29 protein-coding genes and 2 tRNA genes are annotated in these 25477 nt (G+C 30.5%); 16 read left to right on the top strand and 15 right to left on the bottom strand.

Going from position 1 to position 25477, the window contains the following annotated elements:
- Positions 1 to 27 precede the first annotated feature (27 nt).
- Both ABHQ57_RS09545 and ABHQ57_RS09540 read left to right on the top strand, forming a co-directional pair.
- Positions 28 to 417 (top strand): RNA-binding S4 domain-containing protein, encoded by a 390-nt coding sequence (locus ABHQ57_RS09545; protein WP_047788815.1) that lies wholly within the window; start codon positions 28 to 30, stop codon positions 415 to 417.
- 28 nt (positions 418 to 445) lie between these two features.
- Positions 446 to 949, top strand: a complete 504-nt coding sequence (locus ABHQ57_RS09540; protein ID WP_073184038.1) for a phosphoribosyltransferase domain-containing protein — start codon at positions 446 to 448, stop codon at positions 947 to 949.
- On the opposite strand, the gene ABHQ57_RS09535 is transcribed toward ABHQ57_RS09540, so the two are convergent.
- Positions 941 to 1459 carry a shikimate kinase gene (locus ABHQ57_RS09535; RefSeq protein WP_047788817.1) on the bottom strand — a complete coding sequence of 173 codons (519 nt, stop codon included), beginning with the start codon at positions 1457 to 1459 and terminating at the stop codon, positions 941 to 943. The two genes, ABHQ57_RS09540 and ABHQ57_RS09535, sit on opposite strands and share 9 nt — an antisense overlap.
- 107 nt (positions 1460 to 1566) lie before the next feature.
- On the opposite strand from ABHQ57_RS09535, the gene ABHQ57_RS09530 reads away from it, so the two are divergent.
- Both ABHQ57_RS09530 and ABHQ57_RS09525 read left to right on the top strand, forming a co-directional pair.
- Positions 1567 to 1639: transfer RNA gene (locus ABHQ57_RS09530), tRNA-Lys, on the top strand.
- Positions 1640 to 1676: 37 nt separating this feature from the next.
- A tRNA-Leu gene (locus ABHQ57_RS09525) sits at positions 1677 to 1759 on the top strand.
- 156 nt (positions 1760 to 1915) lie between these two features.
- On the opposite strand, the gene ABHQ57_RS09520 is transcribed toward ABHQ57_RS09525, so the two are convergent.
- The gene (locus ABHQ57_RS09520) at positions 1916 to 3418 is read right to left on the bottom strand and encodes a hypothetical protein (RefSeq protein WP_053056660.1); all 1503 of its coding nucleotides are present in this window, start codon (positions 3416 to 3418) and stop codon (positions 1916 to 1918) included.
- A 216-nt stretch (positions 3419 to 3634) separates the two neighbouring features.
- On the opposite strand from ABHQ57_RS09520, the gene ABHQ57_RS09515 reads away from it, so the two are divergent.
- From ABHQ57_RS09515 to ABHQ57_RS09485, 7 genes are all read left to right on the top strand, one after another.
- On the top strand, positions 3635 to 4108 hold the full coding sequence (locus ABHQ57_RS09515; protein ID WP_073184040.1) for a nucleoside deaminase: 474 nt from the start codon (positions 3635 to 3637) through the stop codon (positions 4106 to 4108).
- 144 nt (positions 4109 to 4252) lie between these two features.
- Entirely contained in the window at positions 4253 to 4834 is a 582-nt protein-coding gene (locus ABHQ57_RS09510; protein WP_167713833.1) for a Crp/Fnr family transcriptional regulator, read from the top strand.
- A 66-nt stretch (positions 4835 to 4900) separates the two neighbouring features.
- Positions 4901 to 5524 (top strand): FMN-dependent NADH-azoreductase, encoded by a 624-nt coding sequence (locus ABHQ57_RS09505; protein WP_167713834.1) that lies wholly within the window; start codon positions 4901 to 4903, stop codon positions 5522 to 5524.
- 193 nt (positions 5525 to 5717) lie between these two features.
- Entirely contained in the window at positions 5718 to 6665 is a 948-nt protein-coding gene (locus tag ABHQ57_RS09500; RefSeq protein WP_167713835.1) for an alpha/beta hydrolase, read from the top strand.
- Positions 6662 to 7012, top strand: a complete 351-nt coding sequence (locus tag ABHQ57_RS09495) for a hypothetical protein (protein WP_167713836.1) — start codon at positions 6662 to 6664, stop codon at positions 7010 to 7012. Before ABHQ57_RS09500 ends, ABHQ57_RS09495 begins: the two co-directional genes overlap by 4 nt.
- A 399-nt stretch (positions 7013 to 7411) precedes the next feature.
- Positions 7412 to 8614 (top strand): multidrug effflux MFS transporter, encoded by a 1203-nt coding sequence (locus ABHQ57_RS09490; protein WP_167713837.1) that lies wholly within the window; start codon positions 7412 to 7414, stop codon positions 8612 to 8614.
- Complete coding sequence (locus ABHQ57_RS09485) at positions 8607 to 9314, top strand: pseudouridine synthase (protein ID WP_317166148.1); 708 nt, start codon at positions 8607 to 8609, stop codon at positions 9312 to 9314. The genes ABHQ57_RS09490 and ABHQ57_RS09485 overlap by 8 nt, the downstream gene beginning before the upstream one ends.
- 138 nt (positions 9315 to 9452) lie before the next feature.
- On the opposite strand, the gene ABHQ57_RS09480 is transcribed toward ABHQ57_RS09485, so the two are convergent.
- The 12 genes from ABHQ57_RS09480 to ABHQ57_RS09425 all read right to left on the bottom strand — a co-directional run bounded on the left by ABHQ57_RS09480 (position 9453) and on the right by ABHQ57_RS09425 (position 21961).
- On the bottom strand, positions 9453 to 9932 hold the full coding sequence (locus ABHQ57_RS09480) for an Lrp/AsnC family transcriptional regulator (RefSeq protein ID WP_047788824.1): 480 nt from the start codon (positions 9930 to 9932) through the stop codon (positions 9453 to 9455).
- Positions 9933 to 10014: 82 nt separating this feature from the next.
- Positions 10015 to 11070, bottom strand: a complete 1056-nt coding sequence (locus ABHQ57_RS09475) for a M14 family zinc carboxypeptidase (RefSeq protein WP_167713838.1) — start codon at positions 11068 to 11070, stop codon at positions 10015 to 10017.
- Positions 11071 to 11077: 7 nt separating this feature from the next.
- Positions 11078 to 12544: an aminotransferase class V-fold PLP-dependent enzyme gene (locus ABHQ57_RS09470; RefSeq protein WP_167713839.1), complete on the bottom strand. Its 1467-nt coding sequence runs from the start codon at positions 12542 to 12544 to the stop codon at positions 11078 to 11080.
- A 102-nt stretch (positions 12545 to 12646) separates the two neighbouring features.
- The gene (locus ABHQ57_RS09465) at positions 12647 to 13465 is read right to left on the bottom strand and encodes a hypothetical protein (protein WP_389863594.1); all 819 of its coding nucleotides are present in this window, start codon (positions 13463 to 13465) and stop codon (positions 12647 to 12649) included.
- Between the two features lie 31 nt (positions 13466 to 13496).
- Positions 13497 to 14891 carry a phosphoglucosamine mutase gene (gene glmM, locus ABHQ57_RS09460; RefSeq protein WP_167713840.1) on the bottom strand — a complete coding sequence of 465 codons (1395 nt, stop codon included), beginning with the start codon at positions 14889 to 14891 and terminating at the stop codon, positions 13497 to 13499.
- A gap of 153 nt (positions 14892 to 15044) precedes the next feature.
- Complete coding sequence (gene rpsA / locus ABHQ57_RS09455) at positions 15045 to 16814, bottom strand: 30S ribosomal protein S1 (RefSeq protein WP_047788829.1); 1770 nt, start codon at positions 16812 to 16814, stop codon at positions 15045 to 15047.
- A 187-nt stretch (positions 16815 to 17001) separates the two neighbouring features.
- Positions 17002 to 18342, bottom strand: coding sequence for a hypothetical protein (locus ABHQ57_RS09450; RefSeq protein WP_167713841.1), 1341 nt, complete (start codon positions 18340 to 18342; stop codon positions 17002 to 17004).
- Positions 18343 to 18376: 34 nt separating this feature from the next.
- Complete coding sequence (locus ABHQ57_RS09445) at positions 18377 to 18994, bottom strand: YigZ family protein (RefSeq protein ID WP_196781626.1); 618 nt, start codon at positions 18992 to 18994, stop codon at positions 18377 to 18379.
- Positions 18994 to 19857, bottom strand: a complete 864-nt coding sequence (locus ABHQ57_RS09440; RefSeq protein ID WP_073184053.1) for an EamA family transporter — start codon at positions 19855 to 19857, stop codon at positions 18994 to 18996. The genes ABHQ57_RS09445 and ABHQ57_RS09440 overlap by 1 nt, the downstream gene beginning before the upstream one ends.
- Complete coding sequence (locus tag ABHQ57_RS09435) at positions 19854 to 20465, bottom strand: HAD-IA family hydrolase (RefSeq protein ID WP_047788832.1); 612 nt, start codon at positions 20463 to 20465, stop codon at positions 19854 to 19856. Before ABHQ57_RS09435 ends, ABHQ57_RS09440 begins: the two co-directional genes overlap by 4 nt.
- Positions 20458 to 21495, bottom strand: coding sequence for a bifunctional diaminohydroxyphosphoribosylaminopyrimidine deaminase/5-amino-6-(5-phosphoribosylamino)uracil reductase RibD (gene ribD, locus ABHQ57_RS09430; RefSeq protein ID WP_167714288.1), 1038 nt, complete (start codon positions 21493 to 21495; stop codon positions 20458 to 20460). The genes ABHQ57_RS09435 and ribD overlap by 8 nt, the downstream gene beginning before the upstream one ends.
- Before the next feature lies 1 nt (position 21496).
- Positions 21497 to 21961, bottom strand: a complete 465-nt coding sequence (locus tag ABHQ57_RS09425; protein ID WP_167713842.1) for an LEA type 2 family protein — start codon at positions 21959 to 21961, stop codon at positions 21497 to 21499.
- A 52-nt stretch (positions 21962 to 22013) separates the two neighbouring features.
- Between ABHQ57_RS09425 and ABHQ57_RS09420 the strand changes: the two genes are divergently transcribed.
- The gene (locus tag ABHQ57_RS09420) at positions 22014 to 22505 is read left to right on the top strand and encodes a GNAT family N-acetyltransferase (RefSeq protein ID WP_159491173.1); all 492 of its coding nucleotides are present in this window, start codon (positions 22014 to 22016) and stop codon (positions 22503 to 22505) included.
- A gap of 1 nt (position 22506) precedes the next feature.
- Positions 22507 to 23355: a peptide chain release factor N(5)-glutamine methyltransferase gene (prmC, locus tag ABHQ57_RS09415; protein WP_167713843.1), complete on the top strand. Its 849-nt coding sequence runs from the start codon at positions 22507 to 22509 to the stop codon at positions 23353 to 23355.
- Between the two features lie 19 nt (positions 23356 to 23374).
- On the opposite strand, the gene ABHQ57_RS09410 is transcribed toward prmC, so the two are convergent.
- Positions 23375 to 24031 carry a PAS domain-containing protein gene (locus tag ABHQ57_RS09410; RefSeq protein WP_159491124.1) on the bottom strand — a complete coding sequence of 219 codons (657 nt, stop codon included), beginning with the start codon at positions 24029 to 24031 and terminating at the stop codon, positions 23375 to 23377.
- 451 nt (positions 24032 to 24482) lie between these two features.
- Here ABHQ57_RS09410 and ABHQ57_RS09405 point away from each other — a divergent pair, with 451 nt between their 5' ends.
- The 3 genes from ABHQ57_RS09405 to ABHQ57_RS09395 are packed head-to-tail and all read left to right on the top strand — an operon-like array spanning position 24483 to position 25420.
- Positions 24483 to 24809 carry a roadblock/LC7 domain-containing protein gene (locus ABHQ57_RS09405; protein ID WP_047788836.1) on the top strand — a complete coding sequence of 109 codons (327 nt, stop codon included), beginning with the start codon at positions 24483 to 24485 and terminating at the stop codon, positions 24807 to 24809.
- Positions 24810 to 24847: 38 nt separating this feature from the next.
- Positions 24848 to 25222: a hypothetical protein gene (locus ABHQ57_RS09400; RefSeq protein ID WP_047788837.1), complete on the top strand. Its 375-nt coding sequence runs from the start codon at positions 24848 to 24850 to the stop codon at positions 25220 to 25222.
- Positions 25223 to 25228: 6 nt separating this feature from the next.
- Positions 25229 to 25420 (top strand): hypothetical protein, encoded by a 192-nt coding sequence (locus ABHQ57_RS09395; protein WP_047788838.1) that lies wholly within the window; start codon positions 25229 to 25231, stop codon positions 25418 to 25420.
- Positions 25421 to 25477 lie beyond the last annotated feature (57 nt).

The raw sequence follows: 25477 nt of genomic DNA, 5'->3' as shown, positions 1-25477 counted from the left end.
ATGAAACGATAAAAATTAACTTTTTATATGAGAATTGACAAATATTTGTGGTGTATTCGCTTGTTTAAAACCCGTAGTATTGCCACAGATGCTTGTAAAAAAGGGCATGTTAAAATAGAAGGCACTAACCTAAAGCCATCAAAAGAAATATTTGGTAACGAAGAAATAACTATTCGAAAAAATCAAATTAATTACAAAATAAAGGTGTTAGATATTCCACCCAATCGAGTTGGAGCTAAATTGGTTGATTTATATAGAAAAGACATAACCCCTAAAGAAGAGTTTGAAAAAACTGAGTTATTAAAATACGCTAAAGATTATTATCGTAAAAAAGGAACAGGGCGCCCTACCAAAAAAGATCGTCGTGATATTGATGATTATTATGAAGATTCTAATAAAAATGATGTTAATTTGTAAACCAAAACTAAGTTAAAGTTAACTAACTATGACAGCCTTAAATAATATCATTTTAAATAATACTCAAGTTGAACAAAAAATTCGTCGAATTGCTTTTCAAATTTACGAAAGCAATAGCGACGAAAAAGAAATTATTATAGCTGGTATTGCTGATAATGGATATTTTTTAGCAGAAAAAATTTCGACTATTTTAAGTGACATCTCTCCTTTATCAATAACTTTATGCAAAGTTTCTATCGATAAAAAAAATCCTATCAGTCCAATTACTACTTCTATTAAGAGTGAAGAATATCAAAATAAAGCATTAGTTTTAGTAGATGATGTTTTAAATTCAGGAACAACTTTAATATATGGTGTAAAGCATTTTTTAGAAGTTCCTTTAAAAAGATTTAAAACAGCTGTATTAGTTAATAGAAATCATAAAAAGTATCCTGTAAAAGCTGATTTTAAAGGAATTTCTTTATCAACTTCTATTAAAGAACATGTAGTTGTAGAGTTTAAGGTTAATGAAACAATTGCTTACTTAACTTAGTAATTTTTCTAACTCCTCTACTGTTTCATGTATGCTTTTATTATCAACTATTAATTTATATGTTGCTTTATTATAAAAGTAGCTTCTTTCAAACAAGTGCTTAGCAACAAACTCTGACAACTCGTCTTTGTTTAGGCGAGCTACCAGTGGGCGTTTACTTTTTTCGTTCGTTAGCCTATCTACAATGGTAGTGATATTTGTTTTTAAATATACAGATTTCACATCATTAACACTTAATAATACATCCATATTCCCTGCATAACAAGGAGTACCGCCTCCTAAAGACAAAATAAATTTGTTTTGTTTCTCTAAAAGTTCTTTTAGGTATACGTGTTCTTGTTTCCTAAAATAGATTTCTCCATTATTTTCAAAAATCTCAGAAACTGTTTTACCTTCCTTTTCCTCTATATATTCATCTAAATCTATAAACGGAATTTGCATTTTTTCGGCTAAAACTCGTCCAACAGTCGATTTTCCGCTCGCCATATACCCTAATAATACAATTTTCATAATCTAGTAATTAAGCAGTTACAAATATGAGTAAAAAATATTACAAAAAAGCTTTTTTGATTCAAAGAACAGTTGTATATTTGCAACCGCTTTCACAAAGAAGCAATGACCGGGTAGCTCAGTTGGTAGAGCATCTCCCTTTTAAGGAGAGGGTCCTGGGTTCGAGCCCCAGCCCGGTCACAAAAAGTTAAGCACATGCTTAACTTTTTTAGTTTATGCACGTATGGCGGAATTGGTAGACGCGCAGGCTTGAGGGGCTTGTTTCCAACGGAAGTGCAGGTTCGACTCCTGTTACGTGCACAATAATTATATACATTTTAGATAGTTAATCCTAAAATTAGATAGTTAATCCTAAAATAAGAGTTATTCATCTACCTATGTATTAAATATCAAAGTAAACCTCTTCAATTTACTATAAACTGGAGAGGCTTTTTTGTAAAGTCAATCTTAAAAACGTTACTTTAAGCTGTTTTTCATAAAGTCTTCTACTTCTTGCTTCGCTTTAATAGCTTCAACTTCATTAAATGTTTTTCCTTGTCCTCTTAATAAGTAAGCGTTAAACACATGACTTATATACAATGGTGATTTATTATCTGAAAAACCAACTGTATTATGACAACTAAAACAGTTTGCTAAATTGTCTGCTTCAATATCTTTTAAACTACTTTTAAAAGTTTGCGTGTATGTTTCCATGGTAACATTTGCACAGTTTACAGATCCTCTTGCTACTGAAGTACTATCTGGTGTTGCGTTTCCTATGTTTCCTCCCAAACTATTTATTTTAGCGGTTTGTTCTTCAGGAGTCATTCCATCAGTATCAATCCATAGAGAACCATTATAAAAATAGTTTTTCCATACATCGGTTAAGTTTTCTTTTACACAAGTATTAATATTTTCTATATTATCAAAGTTCATAGGTTCTTCTTGACTTGTCTTCATAAAGTTTCCTACACTATCTCTTGGAACTCCATACTTAAATAAATCGTATGCTTTGTATGGTAATTTCACACTATCATTACTCCATGTAATTCCATCAATTCCAGTAGTATTAATTTTTTCAAAAAGTAATTTATCAGTAGCAGAAATTGCTTTGTTTTCTTTCCAATTGTAGTTTGGTGCTAAATCGTCGTGTTCAAACGTAGCCCAAATAAATTCTGGATGATTCTCTACAATACCTACAACATGCATTCCTAATAAAGCTACCTCAGTATTCGTATATGTTTCTCCATCTCTACTTAAAGCCGCCACTGTAGTATAATAATTACCTATCTCTTCTTCAGCAATTGCAGTTACTGGTGTCCATGATACTTTTAACTCTAAAGAACCTACCGGAAAAGATGCTTGGTTATTTCCACTTAAAGTTCCGCTAACTATAGAGTCTCTATACTTTCTTGAAGATTCTTTCATCGTAGGGCTTACGTGAATTGAGTAAAATACTGTTTCTGAAACCCCTTCTTTGTTATACGCAGGGTTTGTTTTTAAAATACCCCCAGGGCCTGCTTGGGCAGTATCTACCAACACTAAAGCAGCTCCTTCTTTTTGTTTTACATCTTGCATATGAGCCGTTACTTGATGCATTTCTTTTGGATTTAAAAACAACGGTATTTGTGCTTTTATTTTAATTGGAGTTGGTTCTCCCCTCACTAAAATATAGAACAAAGAAACTTCATCGGTTGGTTTGGTTAGCCATAAAAACTTTTGCCAAGACCATTGATGAAAAATTGCATTGGTTGTGCTCGATACATCAAACGGACTTCCTTTTCCTTCTGCAGGAGGTGGAGTTTGTGTGTGAGGAAACCAATTACTTTCACATAAACTATCTTTGACTGTTTGGTTATAAGCCATTTTGGCTATTGGTTCTAAAACATCATTTTCTTTTTTCTTCTTTTTACAAGAATTCAAAAACACAACACCCATTACAAGCATTGCATTTAAAATAAGTTTGGCTGCTAATTTCATTGTTAATTAGTTTTTAATAATAATTACAAGTTAGGTAGTTTTATTCTTGCTTGTTAAAAAGATGTCATAAACTATTAAATTACAGTCATAAAGAGCTTTTTTTTGATACCAAGTGTAAGTAATATTTATACCTTACACTTAAAAAAATATTTTATTTATTAAATTGAGCCAAAGAAAAGACTTAGTTTTGTAATCCTTTTTTTTAAAAATTAAACAATGAATACACACGAAGAATATATGAGTGAAGCTGTAAAAGCAGCTTTAAAAGGAATGCAGAACAACGAAGGAGGTCCTTTTGGTTGTATTGTAGTAAAAGATGGTAAAGTTATTGGGCGCGGAAACAACAAAGTTACCTCTACCAACGATCCAACAGCTCACGCAGAAGTAACTGCTATTCGTGATGCTTGTAAAAATATAGGTTCTTTTCAGTTAGATGGTTGTATTGTTTATACTTCTTGTGAACCTTGCCCTATGTGTTTAGGAGCTATTTACTGGGCACGTCCTGATAAAGTTTTTTACGGAAGTAATCAGCAAGACGCTGCCAACATTGGTTTTGATGATGAGTTTATATACAAAGAAATTCCGTTACCATACGAAAAGAGAAGTATTCCGTTTGAGCAAATAGGACGTGATATTGCTTTAGAACCTTTCCAGAAATGGTCTGAGAAAGAAGATAAAATAGAATATTAAAATACTAATGATTTACTAAAATACCGTCATTCTGAATAATAATGAGAATTCTTCTCTTTAGTTGGAATGGCGTTTCTTTTTACTCTAAATCTAACTTCTAGTCTAGTCCTTACCTTCACCCCTACTAACTTTATTTATTGTATTATGATAGAACCATTAATCACATCAATTTCAAAATACATTAAGTTAACTTCAGAACAAGAAAGCATCATTAAAAGTTTTTGGACTGAAAAGACTCTTGAAAAAGGAGCATATCTTCTAAGAAATGGTGATGTATGTAGAACCGATAATTTTGTAATTAATGGAACCCTTAAAGCCTTTTATATAAACGCTGCTACAGGAACTGAAGAAGTTTTATATTTTGCTATAGAAAACTGGTGGGCTACAGATATTGATAGCTTTCAAAAGCAACAACCTTCTATTTATAATATCCAAGCAATAGAAAAAACCAACTTGTTACAAATACGTTATGATTCTTTTCAGGAAATGCTAAAGCAAGTACCTAAACTTGAACGTTTTTTTAGAATTATACTCGAAAACTATCTTGGTAGCTTGCAAAAAAGAATAATTCACAACAATGTGTATGATGCAGAACAACGGTATCTTGATTTTATAAAAGACTACCCAAAAATAGCAGACAAAGTTCCTCAATACTTAATTGCTTCGTACTTAGGTGTAACTCCTGAGTTTTTAAGTAGAGTTCGTAAAAAACATAAGCCATCTTAAACTAGGTCAATATTTTTTACTTTTTCTACAACGAACTTTGCCATATCATGTAAACTATATTAAGATATGAACAAAGTACTTATTATCAATGCTAGTGTAAGAAACCAAAAATCGCACAGCAGAAAACTAACACAGCTTTTTGTAGATAATTGGCAACAAAAGCATCCTGACGATACGTTTTCGTACCGAGAAGTTGGATTAAAAGAAATTCCTCACATCAACGAAAAATGGATTGCTAGTGCCTTTATTAAGCCTGAAGAAAGAACAGCAGAAAATCAATTAGGAGTCGCTTTGAGCAATGACCTAATTAAAGAGTTTAAAGAACACGATGTATATGTTCTTGGAACACCTATGTACAATTGGTCTATACCAAGCGGATTAAAAGCTTACATAGATCAACTTATGAGAATTAATGAGACATGGAAATTCCGCTCAGGAACACCCGATGGTGATTATGTAGGACTTTTGAAAAACAAAAAAATGTTTATCCTATCAAGCCGAGGTGATACTGGCTATGGTGAAAATGAAAAAAACGAACATATGAACTTCCAAACAACCTATTTAAAGTTTGTTTTTGGAATTATGGGTATTAAAGATATTACCATTATTTCTTTAGATAATGAGGAGTTTGGAGGAGCTATTTTTGAAAACTCTAAAAAGAAGATATATCAAGAAATTGGGGAAATTTAAAATACATCCTCTACAAACCAACGCTGTTAATACTTATGCTAACAGCGTTTTTTAATTCTCTCTTTTTATAGCACAGCACCTAACAAACATTTTCTACACACGCATCTATTTTTTTTATCTTTGGACGAACTAAAAAATTAGCTGTCCGCATATACACGAATTAGCTACAATTCTAATAAAACAAATTAATTTAATGAGTTTACTGAAATCCATTCTTTTTATCTTCCTATTTATATCGTACTCATGCTCAAGAAAAGAAAACAAAAACGCTGAAGGTGATTTTAAAATTCATATTGATGAAAAGATAGAAAACACTCTTTCAGCTACAAAAAAAAGAAAATTTGTTATTCCAAACTCGGAAGTATTATCCTTAAAGTCAAAGTACACAAAAAAAGAGTACGACATATATATAAAGTTGCCAAGAGGTTACTCTAAATCAAAGAAGCAATATCCAATTCTAGTACTTACCGATGCTGGATATGCTTTTCCTCTTGTATCTAGCATATATACAAGACTAAAATTTTCAAACAAAATAGATGAAATAATTATTGTTGGAATCTCATACGCAAAAGGAGAGCATTTTGGCATATCAAGAACTCGTGATTATACTCCTACATATTCCCCTAATGAACCAAATGGGTACTCTAAAGAAGCTAGGTTAAAATCCGGAAAAGCAAATAATTTCATCATGTTCATGAAAAATGAACTTATACCTTATTTAGGTAGTAATTACAAAGTTGATTTAAACCAAAAAGCTTTTGCTGGACATTCATTTGGAGGATTATTAGCTAACTACATGGTAATTAGTAACCCAGATACATTCGATTACTACATGTCAGGTAGCCCATCACTTTGGTATCATAATAAGTCAATTTTTGAAATTGAAAAAAAATATTATGAAAATAACTCTGATTTAGATGCCAACTTATTCATGGGAATTGGAGCTTTGGAAAACGTCCCTAATGGGTTTCAAATGGTATCAGATATGAATACTTTAGAAGAAAGGTTAAAATCTAGGGCATATAAAAATCTGACTGTAAATAGTATTGTTTTTCCTAATGAAGACCATGAAACTGTTTATCCAACATTTATAACTCAAGGATTATTATGGGCATTTGGAAAAGAAAAAGGTATAAAATGAGAATAACAAACATATTACTAATCACATTCTTCTCTTTAAGTTTATTAAGTTGTAACTCAAAAAAACAATTAGAAAACAAATGGGATAAACTTACTAAAGCTGATAGTGAACAGGTTGAAATTAAAAGAATTGAAGAATTAAGTGACTTTATTTCAGAAATAAATGGTCATTTTAAAATGAATGGTATTACTCAAAGTAAAGACACTTTAAACCTATTAACACAAAGGAAAGATTCTATAAAAATAGACCATGTAAATCTTATAATTTACTGGGGTGAAAACAGTTTTCATGCAAAAAACTGGAAACCAATAAACCAAGACAATATTTACTTGTTTTTTAGAGAGTAGTTTTATGTGACTTTCCACGAACTTTAAATTGATTGCTTAGCTAAATAAATGAGTTTTTTCTATATTTTTAAACACTTACTTATTGATGATTTAATCAATAGAAGCTAATGCTTTTTACAATAAAAAATAATTTTTGAAATTTTAACAAAAAAAGTAGGGTTATTTTAATTATAACTGTTTCATAAATTGTAAGATGTATATAGTATATGACGCTGTTCTGAATAAAAAGCCCCTTCACTTTATTACATTTTTTTGTTTCACTACATTTTATTCTTGGCAGCGTCTTTTTTATTAGACATATATAGTTTATAGTATTGTTTGTTTAAGGCTGTTAAAAAAGCAGCCTTTTTTAACTTTTATCCATACTTCTAACTAAAATAAAGGCAGTATTTTTGCATAATGCAAAAAAATAATCAATCGAAATTAGAATTCATTGCTTTAATGGCTTCTCTAATGTCATTAGTAGCTTTATCAATAGATGCATTACTCCCAGCTTTAGAACAAATAGGTATTAGTATTCGAGTTCAACAAGGATCACACGATAGTCAATTATTAGTAACAATGATTTTTTTAGGACTAGGCTTTGGGCAATTAATTTCTGGGCCAATTTCTGATAGTTTAGGAAGAAAGCCTGTTATTTATGGTGGTTTTATACTTTTTGTTATTGCAAGCTTTATTTGTGTTAGTGCTACAAACATAGAAATGATGGTTTTAGGAAGAGTCTTACAAGGAATAGGACTCTCTGCTCCTAGAACAATTAGTATTGCCATGGTTAGAGATAGTTTTAGTGGAAACTACATGGCTAAAATTATGTCGTTTATTGTGGTGATTTTTATTTTAGTTCCTGTTGTAGCTCCTGCTATTGGTAAGTTAATGTTGGATGCTTACGGATGGAAATCTATATTTTATAGTCAACTAATATTTGGTGTTTTAGTAATGTTTTGGTTATGGAAGCGCCAACCAGAAACTCTTCAAGAAGAAAACAGAATTAAGTTTGCATTTCGTTTATTTTTAGATGGTTCTAAAGAATTTATAAAATATAAACAAGCTGTAATTTTTACACTTATATCTGGTTTTATTACAGGGTCATTTATGGTATATTTAAGTGCTTCACAGCAAATTTTTCAAGAGCAATATTTATTGGTAGACGAATTTCCATATATTTTTGCTGGTTTAGCCATTTCTGTTGGTTTTGCTACCTTTTTAAATGGTTCATTTGTTATGAAGTTTGGAATGCATAAACTCGTTTCATTCTTTTTAATTATGTTTTCAATTGTTCCCATTATTTATATAACATTATTTTATCAAAAGGAAAATCCAAGTATTGTAGTATTATTAATCTTCTTTGCACTACAGTTTTTCTCTATCGGATTTTTATTTGGAAATCTTCGAGCATTAGCAATGCAACCTGTTGGACATATTGCTGGAATTGGAGCTGCAATTAACGGATTTGTATCTACCATTATGGCAGTACCAATTGCTACATTTATAGGAAAATATGTTGAAACCACTACTCTCCCACTTTTTATAGGTTTTTTTATATGTGGTGCGTTATCTTTACTCCTTTTAAACTTCACCAAATTAAAACCAGTAAATGAATAGTATAATGAAGTTAGATGTTATTTATGAAGATGAATATGTGTTGTGCGTATCAAAACCCAATAATGTTGTTGTACATCATGCGCATCATTCTAGAAATGTTGCTGATGAAAATTCTTTGTTACAAATAATTCAACAGAAATGCAATCAAAAAATGTATCCAATTCATCGTCTTGATAGAAAAACGTCTGGAATTATATTACTTTCTAAGGAAACAAAGTTTGTAGCTAAGTTTCAAGAACTATTTACTAATAATGAAATACAAAAAACGTATTATGGAGTTGTTAGAGGTCATGCTCCTGAAACTAAAATTATAGATTCTCCAGTAAAAGGAAGAGACGCCAACGTGCATAAAGATGCAGAAACACATTTAAGTACTATAAAAACGGTTACAGTAAATATTCCTGTAAAACCTTATGACACATCTAGGTATAGTTTGGTAAAGTTAGCCCCTAAAACAGGTAGATTACACCAGTTACGAATCCATATGAACAAAATTAGTCATCCTTTAATTGGAGATCCTAAATACGGTGATAAAAATCACAATACAATGTTTATTGATAATTTTGATTGTGAAAACCTTTTTTTACACGCTTATTCTTTAGAGTTCATTCATCCATATTCGAATAAAAAATTATTAATTAAAGCTGATTTCCCTAAAGATTGGTATGTAGTTTATGAAAAGTTTAATTGGAGTTTATAATAATAGTCTCCTTATACTCTACACTTTTTTATAAATTAAATACTGTTTTTATTTGAATAGAAACAGTTAATTTATTGAAAACAATAAAAAAGGGTAGCATAATTATGCTACCCTTTTAACTTTTTTAAAAATAGTTTTTTAAATATCTTTAAAAATTGCGTGCATTAAACGCTTTTTATCATTGATGCTTTCTTCAAGAGCAATCATTGTTTCTGTTCTATTAACTCCATGAATATCATCTATTCTGTAAATAATGTCTTTTGCATCGTTAGTGTTTTTAGCACGTACTTTACAGAAAATATTATATTTTCCTGCAGTTACGTAGGCTACAGTTACATTAGGAATCAATCTTAAATTGTCTAAAACATGTTGTGTCATAGATGTCTTCTCTAAAAAAATTCCAACGTGAGCAATAAATGAATACCCCATTTTTTCATAATTCAAGGTTAAAGTAGATCCTTGAATAATTCCTTCGTCTTCCATTTTTTTTACGCGTACATGTATAGTACCTGCAGATACTAACAGCTTTTTTGCAATGTCTGTAAATGGTGTACGAGCATTTTCAATTAAAATGTCTAAAATTTGATGATCGATTTCATCTAGTATGAACTTCTTCATTTTTTTGTTTTCTTCAAGTAATATTGCTAAAATATGGTTTTTTTCTAAAAAAAATAAGTTTTATTTAAAGAAAGTAGAATTTTTAACTGTTTTTTATGAATTCTTTGTGAGCTAAACACATAGATAAGTTACCTTCTTTTTCCTTTGTTAAAACGAGTGCAAATTTATCATTTTCTATAGTTTCTACATACTGATATGCAACATCTTTTTCATTATTTTTTGATCGATAAATCACATCGTAGAAGTTCTTGATATTGTTAGGGATAGCTAAATATTTTTTAAACTCTTTAAAATTATTTGTTAAAGAAATATGACAAATCCCCTGTAAAAGCGCATAAAAATTGAATTTTCTAACCTCTTCCCTTTCGTAATCACCTGCAAAATGTCCTGCTTCAATTAGTATTGTATTATGTCCTAACTTTTGAAAATTGTCTCCTGTTGCTGTAGGGTAAAATTCATCCGTATAACGACCAACATGATTGGGTATGATTTCTTGTAACAAATCATTCATAGCAACAATTACATTCATTGTTTCTTTTCTCCCTTCTGTAATTGTTCTTTTTTCTTCTTCTGAAGGAGCCAAAAACGATATTGTTGCTGGGTTTTTAGTTCCTTCAACACCAAAAATGGTTCTTTGATCATGTAAATTGAAGCAAAATTGAGGATTTACCTCTTCTAAAATACTACGTAAAAGTTTACTTTCTTTGGCCTCTAATTCTACAGCATCTCTGTTTAAGTCTACATTGTTAGCATTAACACGTGTATATGCTTGTGCTCCATCTGGATTTAGCATAGGAACAATGGTAATACTACAATTATCTATAATAGATTTTGTTATTTGGTGAGTAGGAAAGCGTTGTAAGAAGTTTAAAAAATCGAATACAGCTTTGGTTCCAGTACTTTCGTTACCGTGCATTTGACTCCAAATAAGAATTCTTTTTTTGCCTTTTCCCAATTTTAATTTATAAATGGCCCTTCCTTCTTCAGACTCTCCAATAATTTTTGTTTGAATTTCTGAGTTTTGTAAGCTTAAATATAAAGGCTCGATATCTGTTAGTGTTATCCACCTTCCAGATATAGAGTCTTCTTTAATTTTTGAATAATTATCTTCTAAAAAAGAGCTTTTTAAGTGTGTCATATCATAATTATAACGAAAACCAATCAGTTACCAGTTGTTTTTCAATTGGTTCAATGGTTTTATGTACATAATCATTTTTAGCAATGTCGTATTCATAGTCCTTAGACCATTCTTCAATATTTTCGGCTAACGTTTGTAACGATTCACAAATAAATTGTACTTCTTCATTTGTAATTGTTGGATGTACTGATAAACGTACCCAACCTGGTTTTTCTGTATTACAACCTTCTAATATTTGACCTTTTATTTCATTTGATCTTATTTGATCTACATTTAATAAGAAGTGTCCATAAGTTCCTGCACACGAACATCCACCTCTAGTTTGAATTCCAAATCGGTCGTTTAATAATTTTACAACAAGGTTAAAGTGATATTTTTCAAAGTAGAAAGAAAAAATACTCAAACGATCTTTATGATCTGGAGCTAATATTTTAACTCCTTCCAAATTTTCTAAACAGTTAAAAATAATTGGATTGATTTCATCTTCACGTTCCTTTATTTTATCAGTACCCATTTGATCTTTTACTTGAATACATAAAGCTATTTTTATAGTTTGTAAAAAAGCTGGTGTCCCTCCATCTTCACGCGTTTCTACATCATCAAAATAATCATGTTGCCCCCAAGGATTTGTATAACTAACCGTTCCTCCTCCAGGATTATCAGGAACCATATTTTTATACAGTTTTTTATTAAAAATCAACACCCCAGAACTTCCTGGACCTCCTAAAAACTTATGTGGAGAAAAGAAAATAGCATCTAAATATTCATCTTCTTTTTCTGGATGCATATTTATATCTACATAAGGTGCAGAACAGGCAAAATCAACAAAGCACAAACCACCGTAACGATGAATTAAAGAGGCTACTTTATGGTAGTCTGTCTTTATTCCTGTTACATTTGATCCTGCTACTATAGAAGCTATTTTAATAGGTCTATCTAAGTATTTTTTTATAGTTTCTTCAAACTTATCTAAACACACTAAACCTTCATCATTACAAGGAACAACCTCTACATCTGCTATAGTTTCAATCCAAGATGTTTGGTTCGAGTGATGCTCCATATGACTTACAAAGACAATAGGTCTTTTTTCATCTGGAACCTGTGTGTTTTCTTTTAAATTTTCATTTATTTTTAGTCCTAAAATACGTTGAAATTTATTCACTACTCCCGTCATACCAGAACCTTCCGTAATTAAAACATCATTGGAAGAAGCGTTTACGTGGCGTTTAATAATATTTCGTGCTTCGTGATAGGCTAAAGTCATAGCAGCTCCTGATGTAGAAGTTTCTGTATGAGTATTGGCTACAAAAGGTCCAAATTTATTTAAAAGTTGTTCTTCTATAGGTCGATATAATCTTCCACTTGCAGTCCAATCTGTATAAATCATTTTCTTTTCACCGTAAGGTGTTTGAAAAGTCTGATCTATACCTACAATATTTTTTCTAAACTTATCAAAATACTGTTCTAAATCCATAGTTGAAATCTCTAGTTGTTTGTTAGGTAGCGTAAAATTAGCAGTATATTATTTGTTTGCCTAAAATAGTTATAATATTAACGTATTTATAATACTTTGTTATTAAAGTCTAAATTTACCTCCTATTAAAATGGTATTTTCAAAAAAGTAAAAACTTTGTGATGCTGTATCTATAGGGCTTTTAGTTGTTCTAACATCTGGCATATAAATATAACCTCCTTTTAAATCCGCTTGTACAAAAAAGTGTTTTAAGAATGTTATATTTAAACCACCTCCAATAGAAGCTCCGTACCCTGATAAATGAAAATCATCGTGACGCTCCATGCCTAAAAGGGTTGTGTTGGTTCTTGGGTATAAAATACCAAGCCCCACTCCTTCTGTTAAATTAATTTGTAAGTTTTCTAAGTTTAAACCAAACCAGTGACTCACATCATCAAAACGTTTTACTTCTACATTTACATAATTTAAACCGTCAGTGTGTTCAAAACGTAAAAAATCTGCTGCTAAATTGATAGTTTCGTTATTATATGTTCCATCATACTTCGCGTTTCCTATATTAATATTTCCATTAATTTTTACATCTTGATCAGCTATCATTACATATTTCATATGATCTACTCCAATAGAAATAGTATAGTTTTCTTTAAAGAAATATCCTATTCTATAATTTGTTTGAGGGATAGTTACTCTCCCTGGATTAAAATAATCATTAAATGAAAACTTAGTCTGTCTATCTTGAGCTTTTACATTTTGTAATGTAAAATCGTAATTAGCTCCTTTAAAACGAATATCTGAATTAGAATAACTAGCCCAGTTCCATCCCCAATAAACGAAGAATTTTCCTTTGTTAGTTACTTTTTTCTTTTGAATGATTTCTTCGTTTTTCTTCTGCGCTATTATTGATGCTGAAACCATCAGCATTAATAAACTTACTATTTTTAATTTCAAAGAACTATTGTATTATTTGTTGTATTTCAGTGATAAATCTTTTGGCTAAAGCATCTGCATTGTCTTGGCTAGTACTTTCTGTATAAATTCTAATGATTGGCTCGGTATTCGATTTACGTAGATGTACCCACTCGTTAGCAAAATCAATTTTTACACCATCAATAGTGTTTACATCTTCATTTTTATAGTTATTAGCCATTGTTTCTAAAATCTTATCAACATCAATTTGTGGTGTTAACTGGATTTTATTTTTGCTCATAAAGTAGCTAGGATATGAATCTCTTAAGGCTTTACAAGATATTTTTTTATGAGCCAAATGTGATAAGAATAACGCAACTCCTACCAACGAATCACGTCCATAATGAGATTCTGGATAGATAATTCCTCCGTTACCTTCTCCTCCAATTACAGTATTGGTATCCTTCATCATTTGTACTACGTTCACCTCTCCTACTGCGCTTGCCGTGTATGTTCCTCCATGTTTTTCAGTAACATCTCGTAAAGCTCTTGAGGATGATAGGTTAGAAACAGTGTTACCACCTCCTAATTGACCTAAAATATAATCGGCACAAGCTACTAAAGTGTATTCTTCTCCAAACATAGAACCATCTTCAGAAATTAGCGCTAAACGGTCTACATCAGGATCTACTACAATACCTAAATCTGCTTTTTCCTTGACTACTAATTCAGAAATATCCGTTAAGTGTTCTTTCAAAGGTTCTGGATTGTGTGGAAAGTGTCCGTTGGGTTCACAATATAATTCTACACATTTTACTCCTAATTCTTTTAGTAAAGTAGGAATAGCAATACCTCCAGTAGAGTTTACACCATCAACAACAACTTTAAATTTCACTTTTTTGATGGCTTTCTTATCTACTAAATCTAGTTTTAAAACTTCTTTGATATGCTTCTTTATGTAGTTCTTCTTTTTTCTATACGCTCCTAAATCGTCAACTTCAGCAAACTCAATTGTGGCATCATTTTCAGCAATCTTTAAAATGTCTGCTCCATCTTCACCATTTAAAAACTCTCCTTTTTCATTCAATAATTTTAAAGCATTCCACTGTTTTGGATTGTGTGAAGCAGTTAAAATAATACCTCCATCCGCTTTTTCTAAAGGGACAGCAACTTCAACCGTTGGTGTTGTAGATAAACCTAAATCGATTACATTAATACCTAAACCTACTAAGGTATTTGCGACTAAGTTACTTATCATTTTACCCGAAATACGGGCATCTCTACCTATTACAATGGTAATTTTTTCTTTTTCGGAGTTTTTCTTTTTTATAAACGTACCGTAAGCTGCTGCAAATTTTACAGCATCTATAGGTGTTAAATTGTCACCTGTATTTCCGCCTATGGTACCTCTAATACCTGATATCGATTTAATAAGTGTCATATTAATTTTAATTGATGAGCAAATATAAAGCTATTTAAGAAAGTATCCTTTAAAAAGAGTAAGCTTTAACTGTAACATTTGTTACATAAGGAACTAAAAAAACCGTTAAACTTTACAGCTTAACGGTTTATACATTTTAAGAAATTGTTCGGATTATTTTCCTTCCATTTTCTTCTTTAATTCAGCTAATCCACCGATATCTCCTAAAGTAGTTTTTTCTACTTCTTGAGCTTTTGCAGCAGCAGCTTTGATGTTCTTTTGTTCTTCTTCTCTAAAGATAGAAGTATGAGAAACAACAATTCTACGGTATTCTTTACTAAACTCAGTTACTTGGAACTTAGTTTCATCACCTTTAGCTAATTTACCTCCGTCTTCTTTTTCTAAGAAACGAGTTGGAGCGAAAGCTTCAACACCATCAGCAAATACTACAGTTGCACCTTTATCATTTTTCTCTTTGATAGTACCTTCGTGGATAGATCCGATTGTATAAGTAGATTCATGAGCATCCCAAGGGTTATCTTGAGTTTGCTTGTGACCTAAGTTTAATTTACGGTTCTCTACGTCTAATTCTAATACTTGAACTTCTAATTGATCACCTACAGTTACGAAATCTGATGGGTGCTTAATTTTCTTAGTCCAAGATAAATCAGAGATATATACTAATCCATCAATACCTTCTTCTAACTCTACGAATACACCAAAGTTAGTGTAGTTACGTACAGTACCAGTGTGTTTAGAACCTACTGGGTATTTAGTAGTAATATCTGTCCATGGATCTGGGTGTAATTGCTTCATACCTAAAGACATTTTACGCTCTTCGCGGTCTAATGTTAAGATTTGAGCTTCTACTTCATCACCAACTTTTACGAAATCTTGTGCAGAACGTAAGTGAGTTGACCATGACATTTCAGATACGTGGATTAATCCTTCTACTCCTTCTTCAACCTCTACAAATGCACCATAATCAGCTAAAACAACTACTTTACCTTTTACTTTATCACCAACTTTTAAGTCAGCATTTAAAGCTTCCCATGGGTGAGCAGATAATTGTTTTAATCCTAATTGGATTCTTGACTTGTTATCATCAAAGTCTAAGATTACAACGTTTAATTTTTGATCTAACTCAACAACTTCGTTCGGGTGGTTGATACGAGACCAAGATAAATCAGTAATATGAATTAATCCGTCAACACCTCCTAAGTCAACAAAAACACCATAAGAAGTAATGTTTTTAACAACACCTTCTAGTACTTGTCCTTTTTCTAATTGACCGATAATTTCACGTTTTTGATCTTCTAAATCAGCTTCGATTAATGCTTTATGAGATACTACTACGTTTTTAAATTCGTGGTTGATTTTCACAACTTTGAATTCCATAGTTTTTTCTACATATTGATCGTAGTCACGGATAGGCTTCACATCAATTTGAGAACCTGGTAAGAATGCTTCAATACCAAATACATCAACGATCATACCTCCACGAGTTCTACACTTAACAAAACCGTTAACGATTTCACCAGTTTCGTGTGCATTGTTAACACGATCCCAAGCTTTGATTACACGTGCTTTTTTGTGAGATAATACTAATTGACCTGAAGAGTCTTCTCTTTTGTCAACTAATACTTCTACTTTGTCTCCAACAGCTAAATTTGGGTTGTAACGGAATTCGTTTAACGAAATTACACCTTCAGATTTAGAGTTAATGTCGATAATAGCATCACGATCAGTAATACGTACTACTTCACCTTCGATAACATCGCGCTCGTTTACGAACCCTACAGTACCTTCTAAGGCTTTTTCAAATTCTTTTAATTTAGACTCATCAACTTCATCAATACCTTCTTCGTATTTGTGCCAGTTAAAGGTTGCTAAAAATTCTGCTGGATTTACAGCTTCTGCTGTGTTTTTTGTTTCTTCAGACATGTCTGAAATAAATATTTGTATCTTTTTGTTAACCAGATTTTTAACGATACTAACGCCAAGAGAAATTAAACTTAATAAATGTTATTTTCTATCCTTTTTAAATCTGTACTCGTAAAAAGGCCTGCAAATTTACGAATAATTATTGAAGTAACCTAAAATGTTTTGAGCTTAAGTAAGTTAAGATATATTATAGCTTTATTAATTCATCTATAATAAACCTATATGTTAATAGAATAGTTATATTTTGTTTGGTCAGCCCATTCAAGTTTGGAGATAATTCAGCAATATCTTGTAAATATTCAAAGCTAGTTTTGTTTGGAGTATCATAAATAGTTCCCCAGTCTAACCCTAAAAGCACGTCGTGTCTTTTGAATTTAAATTTAGTTCCAATTACAAAGTGTATCTGATTTCCATCTAAAATAGTGTTTCTCAATTTTGTTAATGAAACCTTTTTGTTTTCGTAGGCTAAATTATTTGTTCTAAAACCTCCTGATAATTCTAATTTTGGACTTATTTGATGTGAATACCCTACTCCAAAGTTAATAACTGATTTATTACCATTGACCCAGGAAAAAGCAGAGTTTCCGGATTTTATATTTGCGACTTTATAATCAGATATTCCAGTGTGATAACTGGTACTTAACCATAATTTACTATTTTTATTTACTAGAAAACTATATCCGATAGAAAACTCCCAAGGAGTTCGTATCTCTGGAGATATATCATTATCTACAATTTGCCTGCCTAAACTATGGTCACTATCTATTCTGGTTAATTCTCCTGTATAATATCCATCTTTTAAAATTCTCAAATACTTTGGAGTAGTTATTGTAAAACCAAAGTCGTGTTTATTAGTATCGTATAAAAAACCTATTTTAGTTATAAAACCTGTGTTATCATAACTGCTAGTTTGTTCAGAGTTAAAGTAGCTATTAGAAGTGTTATTAGCTGTATTTAGTTCTTCTAAAAATACTTTATTTCTATATTCAAAGTTAGAAATACTTAGAAACTGACTAATACCTAGGTAAATATTTGATGTTAATTTAAAACTTGTTCCAACTCCAAACCAATCATCTTCGCCTTTATATTCATATTCAAAGTACTGTGTATTTAAAAGGTTACTGTTTATGGTTTCTCTTTTTGCATTAAAAAAATCTGTTAACTCGCTTTTACTTATTTTAATAAATGCTAATTCAATATTTTTTAAATTAAATTTAAAAGATATAAGAGAAGGTTTTAGCCCATAATTAGTATTTATTTCGCTGCTTTCCCTTGCTCCCCAAAAGCTATTAAAACCAAAGCTACGAATTACAGGCTGAAATAGAGATATACTTACTTGAGAAGGAACTTTGTGTATTCCTGCAGGGTTATAAAAAGTCATACTTTCATCATCTGCTCCAGCAGTTATAGCACCTCCTAACATAGATCCTCGTATACCAAACTGTTCAGTATTATACAAAAAGTTTTGAGCTTTTATGCTCTTAATGGGTAAAACCATTAAAAAGAGGATGATAATATTTTTTCTCATTAACTTCATTTTTTTTCAAAGCCTCTATTAGTGTTTAATCTATTAATTTAATCTCCACCTTAAACAGATTATCAAAAACTTCAAAAATACTTTCAGCTTCTTTTTTACGTACTGAAATGGTATACTCGCAGTCTAATTCTAATTTTTGATTAATAATATCTAGGTTTCGTTCTTTGATAATACGTTGTACTTTATTCATCATATCGTACCCGAACTTTAACTTATAATGAATATCTATGGTTTTCTCAATAATTTCAGAGGCTTCTAAAGCTAATTGCGCTGAAGCTCGATAGGCGTTAATTAATCCTCCTACTCCAAGTTTGGTTCCTCCAAAATAACGTACAGAAACAATTAAAATATTGGTTACATCAAAAGATTGTATTTGTCCATAAATTGGTTGCCCTGCTGAATTACTCGGCTCCCCATCATCATTAGCACGAAAACGAATCTTTTCTGTTCCCAATTGCCACGCATAACAATGATGACGTGCAGTATGATGTTGTTTACGGAGTTCTTCTAAACGTTCTTTAATATCTTCCTCAGTAAAAACAGGAAAAGCATACCCAAAAAACTTACTGTTTCGGTCTTTAAATAAGGTTTCCTCAGAGGGTTTGGTAATTGTTTTGTAAGTGTCTTTTATTTCTTCATTCATTATGCCGAAACTACTAATAAAATACTAATTATGGCAAGCCCAATACCAAGCCAATTTTTTTTGACCAATTTTTCTTTAAAAAATGTAAGAGCAAACACGGTGGTTAATATAACTATAGACACATTATTTATGGTAAAAACTGTAGAACTTTCAAGCCCCTTTGTTTGTAATGCTTTTAATAAAAATTCCATAGAATAATAGTTGGGGACTCCTAAAGCAATCCCTCCAAGGAACGTTTTCCATTCAAATACTCCTTTTTTATTTAGTAACTGAGCTGTTAAAATAAAAAAACCAAAAAATAAAGCGCATCCAAAAATAGTTGATAAGAACATTGGTAATGCTTCTTTAGGTACGTAAGTAGTTTCAGTATACTTTAATAATGTATCAATACTCCCTGACCCTAAAAAAAGTAATAAAGGAAATAACAAGTTTTTAAATTTTACTGAAGAAGTATCACTTTTTGCCGAAGATAAATATACTGCTATCAATGCCAAAACTATCCCTATAGCTTTAACTAATCCGATACTCTCATTGTATAAAAAGATTCCAATTATTACAGGGATTACTACCGACATTTTACCTGCAACTGAAGCTACTGAGAGTCCATTTTTCTGTGCCGTAACTCCCATTACATTAAATACAGCTATAAATAAAAAACCTAAAATAAAAGCACCAAAAAACCAGGGTTGATTTGGTATATCCATAATAGGTATGGAAACTTTTGTATGTATAAAACCAAAAGATAGTGCTACAGCATAATTTAAAACAATAGCTTGCAATGTATTTATTTTATAAACATCAAAGAGTTTAAAAATTACAAATAATAAACTAGAGATAAGAATGCTAAAAATTAAGTATATCACGCTATAAATTCTTTTCTTTTTAATAAATCAACCACATCTTCTGTTTTTGGACAATTATTCCATACATGAATCCCTAATTGTTGCGCAGTGTTAGTGTTCTCTTTGGTATCATCTATAAAAAAGGTTTCAGAAGCTTGTAGATTATTCTCTTGTAACACAAACTCAAAAATATCCGTATTTGGTTTTCTGAAATTAACTTCGTGTGATAAGTAAAACTGTTCAAAACAACTTTTAAACTCGTTATACAACTCTTCTCCCCAATCTTTTTGAATCCAAGAAATGTGCAAGTCATTTGTATTACTTAGTAGGAACAATCGGTATTGTTTGCTTGCTGCAAGTTCTTTTATGAAATCTAAACGATGTTTAGGAAAATCTCGTAAAATAGCATTCCACGAACGGATTAAATCTTCTTTTGAAATATTGAATTTATCATGAAAAAAGGACACAAATTCATCAGTGGATATCAATCCCATTTCATACTGATAATATTGTTGCATCATTTCGTCAGAAATTTCAGTAACTCCTAATTTTGCTAATTCTTTATATGTTGCTTCTTTGTCTAAATTGATGAATACATCACCAAAATCAAAAATGATATTTTTAATCATTCCTATATATTCTTAAAGTATCGTTATCTATTTTTTCTTCAGAAGATAGCTTAGCGTTAAAAATTGGATGCTTTACTCCTTCTCCAAAAACTACATCTCCAATAAAAACTCTAGCTTCATCCCATAAATTTGCATCGATAAATGTTTGTAATGTTTTAGCACCACCTTCAATTATCACTGACTGTATTTGGTGTTTATACAATACTTCACAAATTTGTTCCGCCACTTGAAAAGAAAAATCGATTTGTTCGTAAATGACATGTTGATTTTCCTCTTTCTTTTCTTCTGTTACAATTATTGTTTTTACATTTCCATCAAAAACAGTTACTTCTGACGGAATTCGTAAGTTTTTATCAATAACAATTCTTATAGGGTTATTTCCTTTCCAATTACGAACTGTCAGTGACGGATTGTCTGCAATTACCGTATTCGTTCCAACTAAAATAGCATGCTCTTCACTACGCCATTTATGGACTAACTGTTGAGAATATTGGTTAGAAATCCATACTGGTTTTTGCTCATCTTTGGTCAAAGGAGCTATGAATCCGTCTTTCGTTTCAGCCCATTTTAAAATAATGTAAGGACGTTTTTTATTTTGAACGGTAAAAAAACGTCTGTGATGCTCTATGCAATCTTTCTGACAAACACCTACAATTACATTTCTACCAGCTTTTTTAAGTCTTTCTATGCCTTTACCCGCTACTAAACTATTTGTATCTACACACCCTATAACAATGTCAGGTATTCCTTTCTCTATTATTAAATCTGCACAAGGAGGTGTTTTTCCATGATGAGAACATGGTTCTAACGTAACATAAATGGTGGCTTCTTTGAGTAGCTCTTGATTTTGAACAGCATTTATAGCATTAACTTCTGCATGAGGACCTCCATAAGGAGATGTAAACCCTTCTCCTATTATTTTGTTATTATGAACGATTACAGCTCCAACAGATGGATTTGGTCTTGTAGTTCCTATTCCTTTTTTAGCTAATTCTAGGCAGCGTACTATGTAAAATTCATGATTCATAATGCTAGAATTTAATTTTTACATTTTCTACTCTATCAATAGGATATACATGTGAAAAACCTAAAACCTTATATTTTAAATCTCCTTTAAAATGAATTTTCAAACGCTGATTTATTAAAGAGTTTAAAACACCTCCTAAAATTCCGTTTTTATTATTTTCAAATACTCTTTTTGAAGGAATTACCACTTTTAGTGGAATATGAAATTCTTTACGAGCTGGAACTTTAAACTCTTCAGAAGAAACCTGTGCTACTTCTACTTCATCAATTAATACTTTAATTTCATCAGTAGCTATTTTACCACCTATATCGTTAGGGTTTTCAAAATAAGCATTGGCACCAACTCTAATCGTGTCTGTAGAAACGGATAAAAGTTTTATATCATCAACTTTTAAAAAAATCGGTTTTTGTTTTACTGAACAACTAATAATTAGCAATAAAAAAGGTGAAAAATAAATGAATTTCTTCATGAAAACTCGTGTTTTTTTGGGTACTTTGCTCTTGCAAAAGTACTATATTCCTATGACACCATCTGATTTTATTATTAGAGAAATTAAACCACAAGATAATGCCCAAATAGCTAAAGTTATTCGTGATGTATTAATCGAGCTTGGAGCTCCAAAAGTAGGAACCGCTTATGAAGATAAGGCTACTGATGAAATGTATGAGACCTACCAAAAAGAAAAGGCTGGATATTTTGTTGTAGAACATAATGGTGTTGTTGTAGGAGGAGCTGGTTTTGCTCAATTAGATAATTTTGAGGGGAGTATTTGTGAACTTCAAAAAATGTATTTCTTACCAATAGCGAGAGGAAAAGGTATTGGTAGTAAATTAATAGGTTTCTGTTTAAATAAAGCTAAAAAAGCAGGTTTTAAACAGTGTTATTTAGAAACTTTGCCATATATGAAAACTGCAACATTACTATATAAAAAAAATGGCTTTATAGATTTAGAAGAACCACTAGGAAAAACAGGCCATTATTCTTGTAATATTTGGATGCTAAAAGATTTATAAAATGCTACTAAAACAATATAAAACATACTTTTCTGAGCAATTGATTTCAGTTTATCCACAAACGGAGATTGATACTTTTTTCTTTTTTTTAATAGATGAATATTTAAACTTACAACGTATAGATCTCACGTTACGACCTAATTTTGAAATTCCTTCAAACAAGAAAACATTATTAAATGAAGCCCTACTTCGACTAAAAAAAGAAGAACCTATTCAATATATATTAGGTAAAACAGAGTTTTATGGATTTCCTTTTATGGTAAATGAAAACACGTTAATTCCACGTCCTGAAACCGAAGAGTTAGTTGAATGGGTTATTCAAGAAATAAATAAAAAACAAGAACTCTTGTCTATTCTTGATATTGGAACAGGAACAGGCTGTATTCCTATCAGTTTAAAAAAGCACGTATCTAAAACAAGTGTAAGCGCTATTGATATTTCTGAAGAAGCTTTAAAAGTAGCAGAGAAAAATGCAATCTTAAATAAAGTTGAAGTATCATTCATACATCAAGATATTCTAAAAACTAAGAAATTGAGTAATAAGTTTGATATTATTATTTCTAATCCTCCTTATGTACGTGAATTAGAAAAAAATGAAATAAAAAAAAATGTACTAGAAAACGAACCACACTTAGCCTTGTTTGTAGAAAATGACAATCCATTGCTTTTCTATAAAAAAATAGCCGATTTAGCTAAAAATAGTTTAACTAAAACCGGACTACTTTTTTTTGAAATTAATCAATATCTAAGTAAAGAGACTGTTGAAATGTTAAAAGATAAAGGTTTTACTAAAGTTGAACTTAGAAAAGATTTATTCAGTAATAATAGAATGATTAAAGCTAGTTTATAACTTCCCTTATTCATTGAGTTTAACTTACACCAAAAAATCTTTTGAAAAACGAACCTTTTTTTGTATTATCTTTTATAAACATATTTAAATCGTTATAATCAGATATTAAATATTCTACATACGTATCATAATCTGTATTTTTTGCATCCAAAAAACCAGTTAAGAACTTTTCAGAAGCCTCAACATCTTTTAATCCTTCTATTTCTAAAAGCTTTTTGTATAAGGGGGTTATTTCATTTATAGCCTTTTTAGGTGCAGCCTTTCTTATACCTTTATAATGAGTTACTTCTCCTTTTTCATTTTCTTTAACAATAAAGTCTGTCATAACCCAATAATACCTTCCTGATTTAGCTAAATTCTTAACAAAGGCTACCATATTCTTTTTTTCTTTTAGCCTTTGCCACATTAGCTTAAATATAATTTTTGGCATATCTGGGTGTCTAACAATGTTATGTCCCGATCCTGCTAACTCATGAACTTCGTATCCGCATGAATTTACAAAATCTTCATTACAATATTCAATAACACCTCTAGTATCAGTTATACTCAAAAGTATAGCATTATCATTTAATTTAATTTCAGTATCAATAGGTACTGGTTTTGGTAATTTTGGTTTTCTTTTTTGATCCTCCCCTGTTTGAGAATCCCATTTTTTTTGATAATTATTAGTTGTCATATTATTAATTGATTTTTGAGTTTGTAAGGTATAAATCGTTGTTTTTAAGTTTTAATACTATACAGATTGCGGGGGAGCATCAAAAAAATACACAACTATGAAAAGAAGTAATCTTAATAATTTCACAGATAACCTTAACACAGCTTGATACAAACATAAAAAGCATCTTTTTTTATAAATATGATAAATATCATACTTTAAAAAGTGTTATTATTTTATAGTGTTATTATTTTATTATTTTTTTATTAAAAAAAAGCAATTCATCTCTTAACACTTGTTTTTGGTTAACTAATTGTTTTCTACGCTTATAAAATTGTTAAAAAAATCATAAAAAAAATTTAAAAAAAAAAAAACGAAAATAACATGTTATTTTTGTGACCCTTTTAAAATATTAGTGTCTTAGGTATAGTGAAGAGACACGGAAAACAAAAAAATAGTTATAAAAACTTAAATGGGGAAAGCAAACTTACAAACGTTAATAAAAGAATCAGAGGCAGATAAAGGAATTGTTTTTGACTCTGAAGGACACGTGGTTGATTTTTATAATATCTCTAAAGAAAACAATATTGCAGCTATGGCTAATGTTATTCTTACCATGGCTGATGAATTTTTCCAAGACACTCTTAACTCTAAAAGTCTCAATCAATTAGTTTTAACATCAAACGACGGACTTATTATTATCAACAAATATGATAATCATACTATTTGCCTTTTGACTAATGATGTTTCTAAACTAGCTATGATTAAATTGACCTTAAAAAAAATAGCCCTTCAATAAATACTTTTTAATTAATTATTATAACAACCATTTTTACAATGAAAGAAATTTTAAATGATTTTATCGAAAACCTAAAAAGTAATGTTCCTGGGTTTGTTGCTGTATCTGTTACCGATGTTAGTTCTGGTGAAGCTTATGATTCATTTACAAAAGATGAGAGCTTTGACCCAAATTTAGCTTCAGCTTATAATTTAGAAGTAGTAAAAGCTAAATTAAAAGCTATTGAAGCTTTAGGTTTAAATGAAGAAATTCAAGATATTACCATAACCTTATCTAGTCAAATACATATTATTAACATTGCTCCTAGTGGTGCTTATTTTGTTTATTTGGCTGTAGACTCTAAAGACGCTAACTTAGGAATAACTAAAGCTTTATTAAATAAATACAAAGTAGACCTAAATAACGCTTTATAAAAAGTTATGAAAAACGTAAATCATTTACTTATTGATAAGTCTTTAAAAAAACAGCTTAACAAAAAAATAAAAGAATTTAGAAAATATAGGTTTTCTGAAGGAGAGTTAAAATCTGACAAGAAAAAAGGCAGTGACTTTTTTGGATTTTTATTCAAAGAATATGATAGTATGAACGATTTAGTAAAAGATATGTTTTAAAAAGCGCTTAAAGCGCTTTTTTTTGTTTTTAAACATTAATAATAACAAGATTGTCTC

Origin of the sequence: Tenacibaculum sp. ZH5_bin.1, assembly GCF_042865525.1 — a bacterium.
Taxonomy (GTDB): Bacteria; Bacteroidota; Bacteroidia; order Flavobacteriales; family Flavobacteriaceae; genus Polaribacter; species Polaribacter mesophilus.
This window is presented reverse-complemented; position numbering and strand designations above follow the sequence as displayed.